Annotated in this window: 13 protein-coding genes and 1 tRNA gene; all 14 read left to right on the top strand. The window is 54.7% G+C overall.

Annotated features, from left to right (window positions below):
• Positions 1-702 (top strand): EF-Tu/IF-2/RF-3 family GTPase (locus K5E40_RS33240; protein WP_260456234.1); only part of this gene is annotated, 702 nt, incomplete at its 5' end.
• A 53-nt stretch (positions 703-755) separates the two neighbouring features.
• Positions 756-831: transfer RNA gene (locus K5E40_RS33235), tRNA-Trp, on the top strand.
• 45 nt (positions 832-876) lie between these two features.
• Positions 877-1,245, top strand: coding sequence for a preprotein translocase subunit SecE (gene secE, locus K5E40_RS33230; RefSeq protein ID WP_221734317.1), 369 nt, complete (start codon positions 877-879; stop codon positions 1,243-1,245).
• 9 nt (positions 1,246-1,254) lie between these two features.
• A complete protein-coding gene (nusG, locus tag K5E40_RS33225; protein ID WP_007916492.1) occupies positions 1,255-1,788 on the top strand; it encodes a transcription termination/antitermination protein NusG in 534 nt (177 codons plus the stop codon).
• Positions 1,789-1,905: 117 nt separating this feature from the next.
• The gene (gene rplK / locus K5E40_RS33220) at positions 1,906-2,337 is read left to right on the top strand and encodes a 50S ribosomal protein L11 (protein WP_003228756.1); all 432 of its coding nucleotides are present in this window, start codon (positions 1,906-1,908) and stop codon (positions 2,335-2,337) included.
• Complete coding sequence (gene rplA, locus K5E40_RS33215) at positions 2,337-3,032, top strand: 50S ribosomal protein L1 (RefSeq protein ID WP_007916481.1); 696 nt, start codon at positions 2,337-2,339, stop codon at positions 3,030-3,032. The genes rplK and rplA overlap by 1 nt, the downstream gene beginning before the upstream one ends.
• A 198-nt stretch (positions 3,033-3,230) precedes the next feature.
• On the top strand, positions 3,231-3,731 hold the full coding sequence (rplJ, locus tag K5E40_RS33210; protein ID WP_008081912.1) for a 50S ribosomal protein L10: 501 nt from the start codon (positions 3,231-3,233) through the stop codon (positions 3,729-3,731).
• Between the two features lie 74 nt (positions 3,732-3,805).
• On the top strand, positions 3,806-4,171 hold the full coding sequence (gene rplL / locus K5E40_RS33205; RefSeq protein WP_003228750.1) for a 50S ribosomal protein L7/L12: 366 nt from the start codon (positions 3,806-3,808) through the stop codon (positions 4,169-4,171).
• A 221-nt stretch (positions 4,172-4,392) separates the two neighbouring features.
• Positions 4,393-8,466 (top strand): DNA-directed RNA polymerase subunit beta, encoded by a 4,074-nt coding sequence (gene rpoB, locus K5E40_RS33200; RefSeq protein WP_221734316.1) that lies wholly within the window; start codon positions 4,393-4,395, stop codon positions 8,464-8,466.
• A 64-nt stretch (positions 8,467-8,530) separates the two neighbouring features.
• The gene (gene rpoC, locus K5E40_RS33195) at positions 8,531-12,730 is read left to right on the top strand and encodes a DNA-directed RNA polymerase subunit beta' (protein ID WP_042561345.1); all 4,200 of its coding nucleotides are present in this window, start codon (positions 8,531-8,533) and stop codon (positions 12,728-12,730) included.
• Positions 12,731-12,946: 216 nt separating this feature from the next.
• Positions 12,947-13,318: a 30S ribosomal protein S12 gene (rpsL, locus tag K5E40_RS33190; RefSeq protein ID WP_003186084.1), complete on the top strand. Its 372-nt coding sequence runs from the start codon at positions 12,947-12,949 to the stop codon at positions 13,316-13,318.
• A 107-nt stretch (positions 13,319-13,425) separates the two neighbouring features.
• Positions 13,426-13,899 carry a 30S ribosomal protein S7 gene (rpsG, locus tag K5E40_RS33185; RefSeq protein ID WP_007916467.1) on the top strand — a complete coding sequence of 158 codons (474 nt, stop codon included), beginning with the start codon at positions 13,426-13,428 and terminating at the stop codon, positions 13,897-13,899.
• A gap of 30 nt (positions 13,900-13,929) precedes the next feature.
• On the top strand, positions 13,930-16,035 hold the full coding sequence (fusA, locus tag K5E40_RS33180; protein WP_221734315.1) for an elongation factor G: 2,106 nt from the start codon (positions 13,930-13,932) through the stop codon (positions 16,033-16,035).
• A gap of 31 nt (positions 16,036-16,066) precedes the next feature.
• The coding region (locus K5E40_RS33175; RefSeq protein WP_311775998.1) for a GTP-binding protein at positions 16,067-16,350 on the top strand (284 nt) is incomplete at its 3' end.

Raw genomic sequence — 16,350 nt, 5'->3', positions numbered from 1 at the left:
GGTGACGACACTCCGATCATCATCGGTTCTGCTCGTATGGCTCTGGAAGGTAAAGACGATAACGAAATGGGCACCACGTCCGTTCGTAAACTGGTTGAGACTCTGGATAGCTACATCCCGGATCCAGTGCGTGTTATCGACAAGCCGTTCCTGATGCCAATCGAAGACGTATTCTCGATCTCGGGTCGTGGTACTGTTGTGACCGGTCGTATCGAGCGCGGTATCGTCAAGGTTCAAGATCCACTGGAAATCGTTGGTCTGCGTGACACTACCGTCACCACCTGCACCGGTGTTGAAATGTTCCGTAAGCTGCTCGACGAAGGTCGTGCTGGCGAGAACTGCGGCGTTCTGCTGCGCGGTACCAAGCGCGACGACGTTGAGCGTGGCCAGGTTCTGGTTAAGCCGGGTTCGGTTAAGCCGCACACCAAGTTCGAAGCTGAGGTGTACGTGCTGAGCAAGGAAGAGGGCGGTCGTCACACTCCGTTCTTCAAAGGCTACCGTCCACAGTTCTACTTCCGCACTACCGACGTAACTGGTAACTGCGAGCTGCCGGAAGGCGTAGAAATGGTAATGCCAGGCGACAACATCAAAATGGTTGTCACCTTGATCAAAACCATCGCTATGGAAGACGGTCTGCGCTTTGCTATCCGTGAAGGCGGTCGTACCGTCGGCGCTGGCGTCGTAGCCAAGATCATCGAATAATCGGTTGTAATGTATTTTTCAGGCCGGCATAATGGTCGGCCTGATTTTGTTTTAGGTCAGTAGCTCAATTGGCAGAGCGACGGTCTCCAAAACCGTAGGTTGGGGGTTCGATTCCCTCCTGACCTGCCAGATTCACTCGGTGTGTCTGGCTTTCTTTTCACAGGATCTTCATAGATGACTCCTAAAGCTGAAGCTCAAGGCTCTCGCTTCGATTTGCTCAAGTGGCTTGTAGTAGTTGCTTTGGTGGTTGTTGGCGTTGTTGGCAATCAGTATTACTCTGCTTCGCCGATCCTGTACCGTGTGCTCGCATTGCTTGTAATTGCTGCTGCAGCTGCCTTTGTAGGTCTGCAAACTGCGAAGGGCAAGTCTTTCTTTGTACTGGTTAAGGAAGCTCGCACCGAGATTCGTAAAGTCGTTTGGCCAACTCGCCAAGAAACCACGCAGACCACGCTAATCGTAGTGGCTGTTGTTTTGGTTATGGCGTTGCTGTTGTGGGGGCTTGATTCCCTGCTCGGCTGGCTTGTTTCCTTGATTGTCGGCTAAGGGTGTCCCGTGGCTAAGCGTTGGTACGTTGTGCATGCTTACTCGGGTTACGAGAAGCATGTGATGCGCTCGCTTGTTGAGCGAGTGAAGCTGGCTGGCATGGAAGATGGCTTCGGCGAAATTCTGGTTCCCACTGAAGAAGTGGTTGAAATGCGTAATGGCCAGAAGCGCAAAAGTGAGCGTAAGTTCTTCCCAGGTTATGTGCTGGTTCAGATGGACATGAACGAGGGTACTTGGCACTTGGTCAAGGATACGCCTCGGGTGATGGGTTTTATCGGCGGTACTGCTGATAAGCCAGCGCCGATCACTGATAAAGAGGCGGAAGCAATTCTGCGTCGTGTTGCTGATGGTAGCGACAAGCCTAAGCCTAAGACTCTCTTCGAGCCTGGTGAAACGGTGCGAGTCAATGATGGTCCATTTGCTGATTTCAATGGCGTCGTTGAAGAGGTTAATTACGAAAAGAGCCGGATCCAAGTGGCAGTGCTCATTTTCGGTCGCTCTACCCCGGTAGAGTTGGAGTTCAGTCAGGTCGAAAAGGTCTAGCTGGGCAAGCATCCCAACCCCACAGCCCTAGGCTGTGGGGTTTTGTCGTCACTGGGATAAACGCGCAAGTAACCGGGGAGCCTTTCGAGGCGTTTGAACCCGTAATTGGAGTGCCTCATGGCCAAGAAGATTACCGCTTACATCAAGCTACAAGTGAAGGCCGCTCAGGCTAACCCAAGTCCACCTGTTGGTCCTGCACTGGGTCAGCACGGCGTGAACATCATGGAGTTCTGCAAGGCTTTCAACGCCCGTACTCAGGGTCTTGAAGCAGGTCTGCCAACTCCAGTGATCATCACTGTTTACAGCGACCGTAGCTTCACTTTCGAAACCAAATCCACCCCTGCTTCGGTTTTGCTGAAGAAGGCGGCCGGTCTGACCAGCGGTTCCGCTCGTCCGAACACCGTTAAGGTTGGCACTGTTACCCGTGCTCAGCTGGAAGAAATCGCGAAAACCAAAAACGCGGATCTGACTGCAGCTGATATGGATGCAGCCGTGCGTACTATCGCCGGTTCTGCTCGTAGCATGGGCCTTAACGTGGAGGGTGTGTAATGGCTAAGCTGACCAAGCGTCAAAAGGCTATCGCCGGCAAAATCGAAGCAGGCAAGGCCTACAATATTGTAGACGCCGCTGCTCTGCTGGCTGAGCTGTCGACCGTCAAGTTCAGCGAGTCGTTTGACGTTGCTGTAAACTTGGGTGTAGACCCGCGTAAATCCGACCAGGTTGTTCGTAGCGCTACTGTGCTGCCACACGGCACTGGCAAGACCGTTCGCGTTGCTGTGTTCACCCAAGGTCCAGCTGCTGAAGCCGCTCTGGCCGCCGGCGCTGACCGCGTAGGTATGGACGATCTGGCTGCCGAAATGAAAGGCGGCGACCTGAACTATGACGTAGTGATTGCATCCCCGGATGCCATGCGCGTTGTGGGTCAACTGGGCCAGATCCTTGGTCCACGTGGTCTGATGCCTAACCCGAAAGTCGGCACCGTAACTCCAGACGTAGCTACAGCGGTTAAGAATGCTAAAGCTGGTCAGGTTCGTTATCGCACCGATAAAAACGGCATCATCCACACTTCCGTTGGCAAGATGGGCTTTGACGCCGTCAAGCTGAAGGAAAACGTTGAAGCGCTGATCGCTGATCTGAAGCGTATCAAGCCAGCTTCCTCGAAAGGTATTTACGTCAAGCGCGTTACCCTGAGCACCACTATGGGCCCAGGTCTGGTTATCGATCAGAGCTCGCTGGACGCGTAAGACACAGGTTGGCGCGATTGATCGCGCCAATTGAAAGATTGGGGTCCCTGCCTGGCGGGGGCTATCCAAGACCGTAGGCGACGCAAGTCTTAAACCATAAGCCTACGCAGATGGTGCTCCCGGTTCCTTACCGAATCAGACACCAAAACGACATTCGGTTTCGATCGAATGAAACGGTAACAAGCAGGAGTTAAACCCGTGGCAATTAATCTCGAAGACAAGAAGGCCATCGTCGCTGAAGTCAACGAGGCTGCCAAAGTCGCTCTGTCCGCTGTCGTGGTTGATGCACGTGGCGTAACAGTAGGCGCAATGACCGGACTCCGTAAAGAGGCTCGTGAAGCTGGCGTTTACGTACGTGTTGTACGTAACACCTTGCTCAAGCGCGCTGTTGCTGACACTCAATACAGTGTCCTCAACGACGTGTTCACCGGCCCGACCCTGATTGCATTCTCGAACGAACATCCGGGCGCTGCTGCCCGTATTTTCAAAGAGTTTGCCAAGGGTCAGGACAAGTTCGAGATCAAGGCAGCTGCGTTCGAGGGCAAGTTCCTCGCAGCTAATCAGATCGACGTACTGGCAACTCTGCCGACCCGTGACGAAGCAATTTCTCAGCTGATGAGCGTGATTCAAGGCGCTACCAGCAAATTGGCTCGTACTCTGGCGGCAATTCGCGACCAGAAAGAAGCTGCTGCAGCCTAAGGCTCGTCAACTTCTCGCGTTTTTTGTTTATTTCGATGGTCGCGTAGGCCGTCCCCCAATTCAGGAATTGAGTCATGTCTCTGACTAACGAACAAATCATCGAAGCAATCGGCCAGAAATCCGTAGTGGAAATCGTTGAGCTGATCAAAGCGATGGAAGAAACCTTCGGTGTTACTGCTGCTGCTGCTTCTGCTGGTCCAGCTGCTGCTGCCGCTGTTGTTGAAGAGCAAACCGAGTTCAACGTTGTTCTGCTGGAAGCTGGCGAGAAGAAGGTTAACGTGATCAAGGCAGTTCGTGAACTGACCGGTCTGGGCCTGAAAGAAGCCAAAGAGAAAGTAGACGGCGCTCCTCAGGTTGTAGCTGAAGGCGTTTCGAAAGAAGCTGCTGAAGACGCTAAGAAGAAGCTGGAAGAAGCAGGCGCTAAAGTCGAACTGAAATAATTTTCGACTTTGCTCCTCCAGCCCGAGCGTAAAGCGACAGGCTGATGGCTGGTGGCTCTTGCCACCGGCCTTTTTCCGTTATTGGCAGCCGACTGGGTCGGTGCTGATAAAGGTGCTTTAACCACCCGATGTGGTGGCGCAAACCATGGGGTTTGCACGATTTTCTGGCTGCTCCCGTCGGGAGGGGCCAAACAAGCAGGTGACCAAGCTGGGGAACGCTGATGGCTTACTCATATACTGAGAAAAAACGTATCCGCAAGGACTTTAGCAAGTTGCCGGACGTCATGGATGTGCCGTACCTCCTGGCCATCCAGCTGGATTCGTATCGTGAATTCTTGCAAGCGGGAGCGACTAAAGATCAGTTCCGCGACGTGGGCCTGCATGCGGCCTTCAAATCCGTTTTCCCGATCATCAGCTACTCCGGCAATGCTGCGCTGGAGTACGTCGGTTATCGCCTGGGCGAACCGGCATTTGATGTCAAAGAATGCGTATTGCGCGGTGTAACTTACGCCGTACCTTTGCGGGTAAAAGTGCGCCTGATCATTTTCGACAAAGAATCGTCGAACAAAGCGATCAAGGACATCAAAGAGCAAGAAGTCTACATGGGTGAAATCCCCCTGATGACTGAGAACGGTACCTTCGTAATCAACGGTACCGAGCGTGTAATCGTTTCCCAGCTGCACCGTTCCCCGGGCGTGTTCTTCGACCACGACCGCGGCAAGACGCATAGCTCCGGCAAACTGTTGTACTCCGCGCGCATCATCCCTTACCGCGGTTCGTGGCTGGACTTCGAGTTCGATCCGAAAGACTGCGTATTCGTGCGTATCGACCGTCGTCGCAAGCTGCCGGCCTCGGTACTGCTGCGCGCGCTCGGCTACACCACCGAAGAAGTGCTGGACGCGTTCTACACCACCAACGTATTCCACCTGAGCGGCGAAACCCTCAGCCTGGAGCTGATTGCATCGCGTCTGCGTGGTGAAATTGCCGTTCTGGATATCCAAGATGAAAAAGGCAAGGTCATTGTTGAAGCTGGCCGTCGTATTACTGCGCGCCACATCAACCAGATCGAAAAGGCCGGTATCAAGACGCTGGAAGTGCCTCTGGACTACGTCCTGGGTCGCACCACTGCCAAGGTCATCGTGCATCCGGCTACTGGCGAAATCCTGGCTGAGTGCAACACCGAGTTGAACGTTGAGATCCTCGGCAAAATCGCCAAGGCTCAAGTCGTTCGCATCGAGACCCTGTACACAAACGACATCGACTGCGGTCCGTTCGTTTCTGACACGCTGAAGATCGACTCCACCAGCAACCAATTGGAAGCGCTGGTCGAGATCTATCGAATGATGCGTCCAGGCGAGCCGCCAACCAAAGACGCTGCCGAAACCCTGTTCAATAACCTGTTCTTCAGCCCTGAGCGCTATGACCTGTCTGCGGTCGGCCGGATGAAGTTCAACCGTCGTATCGGTCGTACCGAGATCGAAGGTTCGGGTGTGCTGTGCAAGGAAGACATCGTCGCGGTACTGAAGACTCTGGTCGACATCCGTAACGGTAAAGGTATCGTCGATGACATCGACCACTTGGGTAACCGTCGTGTTCGCTGCGTAGGCGAAATGGCCGAGAACCAGTTCCGCGTTGGCCTGGTACGCGTTGAGCGTGCGGTCAAAGAGCGTCTGTCGATGGCTGAAAGCGAAGGCCTGATGCCGCAAGACCTGATCAACGCCAAGCCAGTGGCTGCGGCGGTGAAAGAGTTCTTCGGTTCCAGCCAGCTCTCTCAGTTCATGGACCAGAACAACCCGCTGTCCGAGATCACCCACAAGCGTCGTGTGTCTGCGCTCGGCCCTGGCGGTCTGACTCGTGAGCGCGCCGGCTTTGAAGTTCGTGACGTACACCCGACTCACTACGGTCGTGTATGCCCGATTGAAACGCCGGAAGGTCCGAACATTGGTCTGATCAACTCCCTGGCTGCTTATGCGCGCACCAACCAGTACGGCTTCCTGGAAAGCCCGTACCGCGTGGTGAAAGACGCATTGGTCACTGACGAGATCGTGTTCCTGTCTGCCATCGAAGAAGCTGATCACGTGATCGCTCAGGCTTCGGCCACGATGAACGACAAGAAAACGCTGATCGATGAGTTGGTAGCTGTTCGTCACTTGAACGAATTCACCGTTAAGGCGCCTGAAGAAGTCACCTTGATGGACGTTTCGCCGAAGCAGGTAGTTTCGGTTGCAGCGTCGTTGATTCCGTTCCTCGAGCACGATGACGCCAACCGTGCGTTGATGGGTTCGAACATGCAACGTCAAGCTGTACCCACCCTGCGCGCTGACAAGCCGCTGGTAGGTACCGGCATGGAGCGTAACGTAGCTCGTGACTCCGGCGTTTGCGTCGTTGCTCGTCGTGGTGGCGTGATCGACTCTGTTGATGCTAGCCGTATCGTGGTTCGTGTTGCTGATGACGAAGTTGAAACCGGCGAAGCTGGTGTCGACATCTACAACCTGACCAAATACACCCGCTCCAACCAGAACACCTGCATCAACCAGCGTCCGCTGGTGCGTAAAGGTGATCGGGTTCAGCGTAGCGACATCATGGCTGACGGTCCGTCCACCGATATGGGTGAGCTGGCACTGGGTCAGAACATGCGCATCGCGTTCATGGCCTGGAACGGTTACAACTTCGAAGACTCCATCTGCCTGTCGGAACGAGTTGTTCAAGAAGATCGATTCACCACGATCCACATTCAGGAACTGACCTGTGTGGCCCGTGACACCAAGCTTGGGCCAGAGGAAATCACTGCGGACATCCCTAACGTGGGTGAAGCTGCACTGAACAAGCTGGACGAAGCCGGTATCGTTTACGTAGGTGCTGAAGTTGGCGCAGGCGACATCCTGGTGGGTAAGGTCACTCCGAAAGGCGAGACCCAGCTGACTCCGGAAGAAAAACTGCTGCGTGCAATCTTCGGTGAAAAAGCCAGCGACGTTAAAGACACCTCCCTGCGTGTACCTACTGGTACCAAAGGTACTGTCATCGACGTACAGGTCTTCACCCGTGACGGCGTTGAGCGTGATGCTCGTGCTCTGTCGATCGAGAAGACCCAGTTGGACGAGATCCGCAAGGATCTGAACGAAGAGTTCCGTATCGTTGAAGGCGCGACGTTCGAACGTCTGCGTTCCGCTCTGGTAGGCCACAAGGCTGAAGGCGGCGCTGGTCTGAAGAAAGGTCAGGACATTACCGACGAAGTGCTCGACGGTCTTGAGCATGGTCAGTGGTTCAAACTGCGCATGGCTGAAGATGCTCTGAACGAGCAGCTCGAGAAGGCTCAGGCCTACATCGTTGATCGCCGCCGTCTGCTGGACGACAAGTTCGAAGACAAGAAGCGCAAACTGCAGCAGGGCGATGACCTGGCTCCAGGCGTGCTGAAAATCGTCAAGGTTTACCTGGCAATCCGTCGTCGCATCCAGCCGGGCGACAAGATGGCCGGTCGTCACGGTAACAAAGGTGTGGTCTCCGTGATCATGCCGGTTGAAGACATGCCGCACGATGCCAATGGCACCCCGGTCGACGTCGTCCTCAACCCACTGGGCGTACCTTCGCGTATGAACGTTGGTCAGATCCTTGAAACCCACCTGGGCCTCGCGGCCAAAGGTCTGGGCGAGAAGATCAACCGGATGGTCGAAGAGCAGCGTAAAGTCGCTGAACTGCGCACCTTCCTTGACGAGATCTACAACCAGATCGGCGGTCGTAACGAAGATCTGGACAGCTTCTCCGATCAGGAAATCCTGGATCTGGCGAAGAACCTGCGTGGCGGCGTTCCAATGGCTACCCCAGTGTTCGACGGCGCCAAGGAAAGCGAAATCAAGGCCATGCTGAAACTGGCAGACCTGCCGGAAAGCGGCCAGATGCAGCTGACTGATGGCCGTACCGGCAACAAATTCGAGCGTCCAGTTACCGTTGGCTACATGTACATGCTGAAGCTGAACCACTTGGTAGACGACAAGATGCACGCTCGTTCTACCGGTTCGTACAGCCTAGTTACCCAGCAGCCGTTGGGTGGTAAGGCGCAGTTCGGTGGTCAGCGTTTCGGGGAGATGGAGGTCTGGGCACTGGAAGCATACGGTGCTGCTTACACTCTGCAAGAAATGCTCACAGTGAAGTCGGACGATGTGAACGGCCGTACCAAGATGTACAAAAACATCGTGGATGGCGATCACCGTATGGAGCCGGGCATGCCCGAGTCCTTCAACGTGTTGATCAAGGAAATTCGTTCCCTCGGCATCGATATCGATCTGGAAACCGAATAACACGTGACGCGAATCGAGAGCGGGGCAGAATTGCCCGCTCTCTGCTCCGCCAGGAGGAAAGGCCTTGAAAGACCTACTGAATTTGCTGAAAAACCAGGGTCAAGTCGAAGAGTTCGACGCCATCCGTATTGGATTGGCCTCGCCTGAGATGATCCGCTCATGGTCGTTCGGTGAAGTTAAAAAGCCGGAAACCATCAACTACCGTACGTTCAAACCTGAGCGTGACGGCCTGTTCTGCGCCAAGATCTTTGGCCCGGTAAAGGATTACGAGTGCCTGTGCGGTAAGTACAAGCGCTTGAAGCACCGTGGTGTGATCTGCGAGAAGTGCGGCGTTGAAGTTGCACTGGCCAAGGTTCGTCGTGAGCGCATGGCGCACATTGAACTGGCTTCGCCGGTTGCCCACATCTGGTTCCTGAAATCGCTGCCGTCGCGTATCGGCTTGCTGATGGACATGACCCTGCGTGATATCGAACGCGTTCTCTACTTCGAGAGCTATGTCGTTATCGACCCGGGCATGACTACCCTTGAAAAAGGTCAACTGCTGAACGACGAGCAGTACTTCGAAGCGCTGGAAGAATTTGGTGATGATTTCGACGCCCGTATGGGTGCTGAAGCTGTCCGCGAATTGCTGCACGCTATCGACCTGGAACACGAGATTGGCCGTCTGCGTGAAGAAATCCCGCAAACCAACTCTGAAACCAAGATCAAGAAGCTGTCCAAGCGTCTGAAGTTGATGGAAGCCTTCCAGGGTTCCGGCAACCTTCCAGAGTGGATGGTGCTGACCGTTCTGCCGGTTCTGCCGCCAGATCTGCGTCCATTGGTCCCGCTGGATGGCGGTCGTTTCGCGACTTCCGACCTCAACGATCTGTATCGTCGAGTGATCAACCGTAACAACCGTTTGAAGCGCCTGCTGGATCTGTCCGCTCCGGACATCATCGTGCGCAACGAAAAGCGTATGTTGCAGGAAGCTGTCGATGCACTGCTCGACAACGGTCGTCGTGGCCGTGCTATCACCGGTTCGAACAAGCGTCCTCTGAAATCCCTGGCTGACATGATCAAGGGTAAGCAGGGTCGTTTCCGTCAGAACTTGCTCGGTAAGCGTGTTGACTACTCCGGTCGTTCGGTAATTACCGTAGGCCCGACCCTGCGTCTGCACCAGTGCGGTCTGCCTAAGAAGATGGCTCTTGAGCTGTTCAAGCCGTTCATCTTCGGCAAGCTGGAAATGCGCGGTCTCGCGACCACCATCAAAGCGGCCAAGAAAATGGTCGAGCGCGAGCTGCCAGAGGTTTGGGACGTTCTCGCTGAAGTGATTCGCGAACACCCGGTACTTCTCAACCGTGCACCGACCCTTCACCGTCTGGGTATCCAGGCGTTTGAACCGGTACTGATCGAAGGTAAAGCTATTCAGCTGCACCCGCTGGTCTGCGCCGCGTACAACGCCGACTTCGACGGCGACCAAATGGCCGTGCACGTACCGCTGACACTGGAAGCCCAGTTGGAAGCGCGCGCGTTGATGATGTCGACCAACAACATTCTGTCGCCAGCCAACGGTGAGCCAATCATCGTTCCGTCGCAGGACGTTGTATTGGGTCTGTACTACATGACTCGTGAAGCGATCAACGCCAAAGGCGAAGGTCGTGTATTTGCGGATCTGCAGGAAGTTGACCGTGTGTTCCGTGCCGGCGAAGCCGCACTGCACGCCAAGGTTAAAGTACGTATCAACGAAACCGTCAACGATCGTGACGGCAACAGCGTGAGCGGCACCCGTATCGTCGACACTACCGTCGGTCGTGCGCTGCTGTTCCAGGTTGTGCCGAAAGGTCTGTCGTACGACGTCGTCAACTTGCCGATGAAGAAAAAGGCGATCTCCAAGCTGATCAACCAGTGCTACCGCGTGGTTGGTTTGAAAGAGACCGTAATTTTCGCTGACCAGTTGATGTACACCGGTTTCGCTTACTCGACCATTTCCGGCGTTTCCATCGGTGTTAACGACTTCGTTATCCCGGATGAAAAAGCCCGCATCATCGGTGCTGCCACCGACGAAGTGAAAGAGATTGAGAGCCAGTACGCCTCCGGCCTGGTTACCCAGGGCGAGAAGTACAACAAAGTGATCGACCTTTGGTCGAAAGCGAACGACGAAGTCTCGAAGGCGATGATGGCCAACCTCTCGAAAGAGAAAGTCATCGACCGTCATGGTGTTGAAGTCGATCAAGAGTCTTTCAACTCGATGTACATGATGGCCGACTCGGGTGCGCGGGGTTCCGCAGCACAGATTCGTCAGCTGGCCGGTATGCGTGGTCTGATGGCCAAGCCGGACGGTTCCATCATTGAAACGCCGATTACTGCGAACTTCCGTGAAGGTTTGAGCGTACTTCAGTACTTCATCTCCACTCACGGTGCTCGTAAAGGTCTGGCGGATACCGCGTTGAAAACTGCGAACTCCGGTTACCTGACTCGTCGTCTGGTAGACGTGGCGCAGGATCTGGTTGTAACCGAGATCGATTGCGGCACCGAACACGGTCTGTTGATGACTCCGCACATTGAAGGCGGTGACGTTGTAGAGCCGTTGGGTGAGCGCGTATTGGGTCGTGTTATTGCCCGTGACGTATTCAAGCCAGGTACCGAGGACGTTATCGTTCCTGCCGGCACTCTGGTAGACGAGAAGTGGGTTGAGTTCATCGAGCTGAACAGCATCGACGAAGTGATCGTGCGTTCGCCGATCAGCTGCGAAACCCGCTATGGCATTTGTGCCAAGTGCTACGGCCGTGATCTGGCTCGTGGTCATCAGGTGAATATCGGTGAAGCGGTCGGCGTAATCGCTGCCCAGTCCATCGGTGAGCCGGGTACCCAGCTGACAATGCGTACGTTCCACATCGGTGGTGCGGCAAGCCGTACTTCCGCAGCCGACAGCGTTCAGGTCAAGAATGGCGGTACCGTCCGTCTGCACAACCTGAAGCACGTTGAGCGAGTGGATGGTCACTTGGTTGCTGTATCCCGTTCCGGTGAGCTGGCAATCGCTGATGACTTTGGTCGTGAGCGCGAGCGTTACAAGCTGCCGTACGGTGCTGTGATTTCGGTTAAAGAGGGTGACAAGGTCGACGCTGGCGCAATCGTGGCCAAGTGGGATCCGCACACTCACCCAATCGTTACCGAAATGAAAGGTACCGTGACCTACGTGGGCATGGAAGAAGGCATCACGATCAAGCGTCAGACTGACGAATTGACCGGTATGACCAACATTGAAGTACTTGATGCGAAAGATCGTCCAGCTGCCGGCAAGGAAATCCGTCCTGCAGTGAAGATGGTCGACGACAATGGCAAGGATCTGTTGCTGCCAGGCACTGACGTTATCGCTCAGTACTTCCTGCCAGCGAACGCCCTGGTCGGTGTTGCGGATGGTGCGAAGATTGCGATCGGTGATGTTATCGCTCGTATCCCGCAAGAGACTTCGAAAACCCGCGACATCACCGGTGGTCTGCCGCGTGTTGCCGACTTGTTCGAAGCTCGTCGTCCGAAAGAAGCGTCGATTCTGGCTGAGGTCAGCGGCACTATCGCGTTCGGTAAAGAGACCAAAGGCAAGCGCCGTCTGGTTATCACCCCGAACGACGGTACTGACCCGTACGAAGAGCTGATTCCGAAGTGGCGTCACCTGAACGTGTTCGAAGGCGAACAGGTAAACCGCGGCGAAGTTATCTCCGACGGTCCTAGCGATCCGCACGACATCCTGCGTTTGCTGGGTGTGAGCGCGCTTGCCAAGTACATCGTTAACGAGATCCAGGACGTTTACCGTCTGCAAGGCGTGAAGATCAACGACAAGCACATCGAGACCATTCTGCGTCAGATGCTGCGTAAGGTTGAAATCGCTGAATCCGGCGATTCCACTTTCATCAAGGGCGACCAGATGGAATTGACTCACGTATTGGTAGAGAACGAGCGTCTGGGCGCGGAAGACAAGTTTGTCTCCAAGTTCACCCGCGTTCTGCTGGGTATCACCAAGGCGTCGTTGTCGACCGAATCGTTCATCTCGGCGGCTTCCTTCCAGGAAACCACCCGTGTACTGACCGAAGCAGCCGTCACCGGCAAGCGCGATTACCTGCGCGGCCTGAAAGAAAACGTAGTCGTGGGTCGTTTGATCCCGGCCGGTACCGGTCTGGCATATCACAGCGAGCGCAAGCGTCGTCGTGAAGCAGACAAGCCGTTGCGCGTAAGCGCCAGTGAAGTGGAAGCTGCACTGACCGAAGCGCTGAACTCGAGCGGTAACTGAGTTCTGCGATATATGAGTGTAAGGCCCTGATCGCTCCGTTCATCGAATCGAGACAATTTGTCGAGGCTCGAAGGGCGGGGAGGTCGGGGCCTTGCCTTGACTGGGGACAAGATCCTCTTTAGACTCTTGATCCCCTAAATTTGGCGGGAATTCGTTCCTGCCATTTTGCTTTTCTTGCAAGACAATAGCGTCGCAAGACAACAGTGGAGCTAGTAGATGGCAACTATCAACCAGCTGGTACGTCAGCCGCGTAAGCGTATCGTCGAGAAATCCGACGTGCCTGCGCTGCAGAACTGCCCGCAACGTCGTGGCGTGTGCACCCGTGTGTACACCACCACGCCGAAAAAACCTAACTCGGCACTGCGTAAAGTATGCCGCGTGCGTCTGACCAACGGTTTCGAGGTTTCCTCGTACATCGGTGGTGAAGGCCACAACCTGCAAGAGCACAGCGTGGTACTGATCCGCGGCGGTCGTGTAAAAGACTTGCCAGGTGTTCGTTACCACACCGTTCGCGGCTCCCTGGATACTTCCGGCGTTAAAGGTCGTAACCAAGGTCGTTCGAAGTACGGTACCAAGCGTCCGAAGTAATCGGCCGTTTTGCAGATTTTTATTTTATTGAGTCGATAAGAGTAAGGTCGGGCACGCATCCATTGGATCTGTCCCGAGCTAACCTGAAGACCGCTTGAGGGCTTATCATGCCAAGACGTCGCGTAGCAGCAAAGCGTGAGATTCTGGACGATCCGAAATACGGAAGCCAGATCCTCGCCAAATTCATGAACCACGTTATGGAAAGCGGCAAGAAAGCCGTTGCCGAGCGTATCGTTTATGGTGCCCTGGAAACCGTTGCGACCCGTAAGGCTGGCACCGATCCCCTGGAACTCTTCGAAAAAGCACTCGACGCCATCGCTCCGCTGGTCGAAGTGAAGTCGCGCCGCGTTGGTGGTGCTACTTACCAGGTTCCGGTCGAGGTTCGTCCTTCCCGTCGTAACGCTCTGGCAATGCGCTGGTTGGTAGACTTCGCCCGTAAGCGTGGCGAGAAGTCTATGGCTCTGCGTTTGGCTGGCGAGCTGCTGGATGCTGCTGAAGGTAAAGGTGCTGCTGTTAAGAAGCGTGAAGACGTGCACCGTATGGCCGAAGCCAACAAAGCTTTCTCGCACTACCGCTTCTAATTTTAGCTTCACTAATTTTGCGAGGGCTTTATGGCTCGTACTACTCCGATTAGTCGCTACCGTAACATCGGTATCGTCGCTCACGTGGATGCTGGTAAAACCACCACCACCGAGCGCGTCCTTTTTTACACCGGCAAAAGTCACAAAATGGGCGAGGTGCATGATGGCGCCGCGACCACAGACTGGATGGTGCAGGAGCAGGAGCGTGGTATTACCATTACTTCTGCTGCCATTACCGCCTTCTGGAAAGGTTCCGAGAAGCAGTACTCGCACGAGCACCGTTTCAACGTAATCGATACCCCGGGCCACGTAGACTTCACCATTGAAGTTGAGCGTTCCCTGCGCGTACTCGACGGCGCTGTCGTTGTGTTCTGCGGTACTTCGGGTGTTGAGCCTCAGTCGGAAACCGTATGGCGTCAAGCCAACAAATACGGCGTTCCGCGTCTTGTTTACGTAAACAAGATGGACCGTGCTGGCGCTAACTTCCTGCGCGTGATCGGTCAGATCAAGCAGCGTCTGGGTCACACTCCGGTGCCGATTCAGTTGGCTATCGGTTCCGAAGATAACTTCCAGGGTCAGATTGATCTGATCAACATGCAAGCTATCTACTGGAACGACTCTGACAAAGGTATGGTCCCTGTTCGCAAGGACATTCCTGCTGAGCTGCAAGAGCTGGCTGAAGAGTGGCGCAACAACATGGTTGAGGCTGCCGCCGAAGCCAACGAAGAGCTGATGAACAAGTACCTGGAAGGCGAAGAGCTGTCGATCGAAGAGATCAAAGCTGCTTTGCGTCAACGTACTATCGCTGGCGAAATCGTTCTGGCTGTTTGCGGTTCTTCCTTCAAGAACAAGGGTGTTCCCCTGGTTCTCGACGCCGTTATCGACTACCTGCCTGCGCCAACTGATATTCCTGCTATCAAGGGTACCAACCCTGATAACGAGGAAGAAGAGATGGAGCGTCATGCAGACGACAGCGAGCCTTTCTCGGCTCTGGCGTTCAAGATCGCTACCGACCCATTCGTGGGTACTTTGACCTTCGTCCGCGTTTACTCGGGCGTGTTGAACTCCGGCGACGGCGTGATCAACTCGGTTAAAGGCAAGAAAGAGCGCGTGGGTCGTATGGTGCAAATGCACGCAAACGCCCGTGAAGAGATCAAGGAAGTACGCGCTGGTGACATCGCGGCCCTGATCGGCATGAAGGACGTCACCACTGGTGAAACCCTCTGCAACGCTGACAAGCCAATCATCCTGGTTCGCATGGACTTCCCGGAGCCGGTTATTTCGGTTGCCGTAGAGCCTAAGACCAAGGATGACCAGGAAAAAATGGGTATTGCTCTGGGCAAACTTGCTCAGGAAGACCCTTCTTTCCGCGTTAAAACTGATGAGGAGACGGGTCAAACGATCATCTCCGGCATGGGCGAGCTGCATCTGGACATCCTGGTTGACCGGATGCGCCGTGAGTTCAACGTCGAAGCCAACATCGGCAAGCCTCAGGTTTCGTATCGTGAGCGCATCACGAAGAACTGTGAAATCGAAGGCAAGTTCGTTCGTCAATCCGGCGGTCGTGGCCAGTTCGGTCACTGCTGGATCCGTTTTGCTCCTGCTGACGAAGGTCAGGAAGGTCTGCAATTCGTGAACGAAGTAGTAGGTGGTGTTGTTCCTAAGGAATACATCCCGGCTATCCAGAAAGGTATCGAAGAGCAGATGAAGAACGGCGTTGTTGCCGGCTATCCGCTGATCGGCCTGAAGGCTACCGTGTTCGATGGTTCTTACCACGACGTCGACTCCAACGAGATGGCGTTTAAAGTGGCTGCTTCCATGGCGACCAAGCAACTGGCCCAGAAGGGTGGTGGTGAGTTGCTCGAGCCGATCATGGCGGTAGAGGTTGTTACGCCTGAAGACTATATGGGTGATGTGATGGGCGACCTTAACCGTCGTCGCGGCATGATCCAAGGTATGGAAGACACAGTGTCCGGCAAAGTAATTCGTGCCGAGGTTCCGCTGGGTGAGATGTTCGGTTATGCGACCGACGTTCGTTCCATGTCTCAGGGTCGCGCAAGCTACTCTATGGAATTCAAAAAATACGATACAGCCCCGTCGCACATCGTCGAGTCTGTTACCAAAAAACAAGGCTGATTCAGCCCCTTTAGGCTAGGAGTTAATTGTCGTGGCTAAAGAAAAATTTGATCGTTCCCTACCGCACGTCAACGTTGGCACCATCGGTCACGTTGACCACGGTAAAACCACTCTGACTGCTGCTCTGACTCGCGTTTGCTCCGAGGTTTTCGGTTCGGCAATCGTTGACTTCGACAAGATCGACAGTGCACCGGAAGAAAAAGCTCGTGGTATCACCATCAACACCGCGCACGTTGAATACAACTCGCTGATCCGTCACTACGCTCACGTTGACTGCCCAGGTCACGCTGACTATGTGAAGAACATGATCACTGG

Source organism: Pseudomonas baetica, assembly GCF_019733355.1.
Lineage (GTDB): Bacteria > Pseudomonadota > Gammaproteobacteria > Pseudomonadales > Pseudomonadaceae > Aquipseudomonas > Aquipseudomonas baetica_A.
Note: the sequence above shows the minus strand (reverse complement) of the source record. Positions and strands in the feature narration are given on the sequence as shown.

Bases quoted from the DNA above. Each gene is read 5' to 3' on its own strand.
- fusA (WP_221734315.1), top strand. From the start codon at position 13,930: ATGGCTCGTACTACTCCGATTAGTCGCTACCGTAACATCGGTATCGTC.
- rpsL (WP_003186084.1), top strand. From the start codon at position 12,947: ATGGCAACTATCAACCAGCTGGTACGTCAGCCGCGTAAGCGTATCGTC.
- rpoB (WP_221734316.1), top strand. From the start codon at position 4,393: ATGGCTTACTCATATACTGAGAAAAAACGTATCCGCAAGGACTTTAGC.
- rpsG (WP_007916467.1), top strand. From the start codon at position 13,426: ATGCCAAGACGTCGCGTAGCAGCAAAGCGTGAGATTCTGGACGATCCG.
- secE (WP_221734317.1), top strand. From the start codon at position 877: ATGACTCCTAAAGCTGAAGCTCAAGGCTCTCGCTTCGATTTGCTCAAG.
- rplK (WP_003228756.1), top strand. From the start codon at position 1,906: ATGGCCAAGAAGATTACCGCTTACATCAAGCTACAAGTGAAGGCCGCT.
- rplA (WP_007916481.1), top strand. From the start codon at position 2,337: ATGGCTAAGCTGACCAAGCGTCAAAAGGCTATCGCCGGCAAAATCGAA.
- rplL (WP_003228750.1), top strand. From the start codon at position 3,806: ATGTCTCTGACTAACGAACAAATCATCGAAGCAATCGGCCAGAAATCC.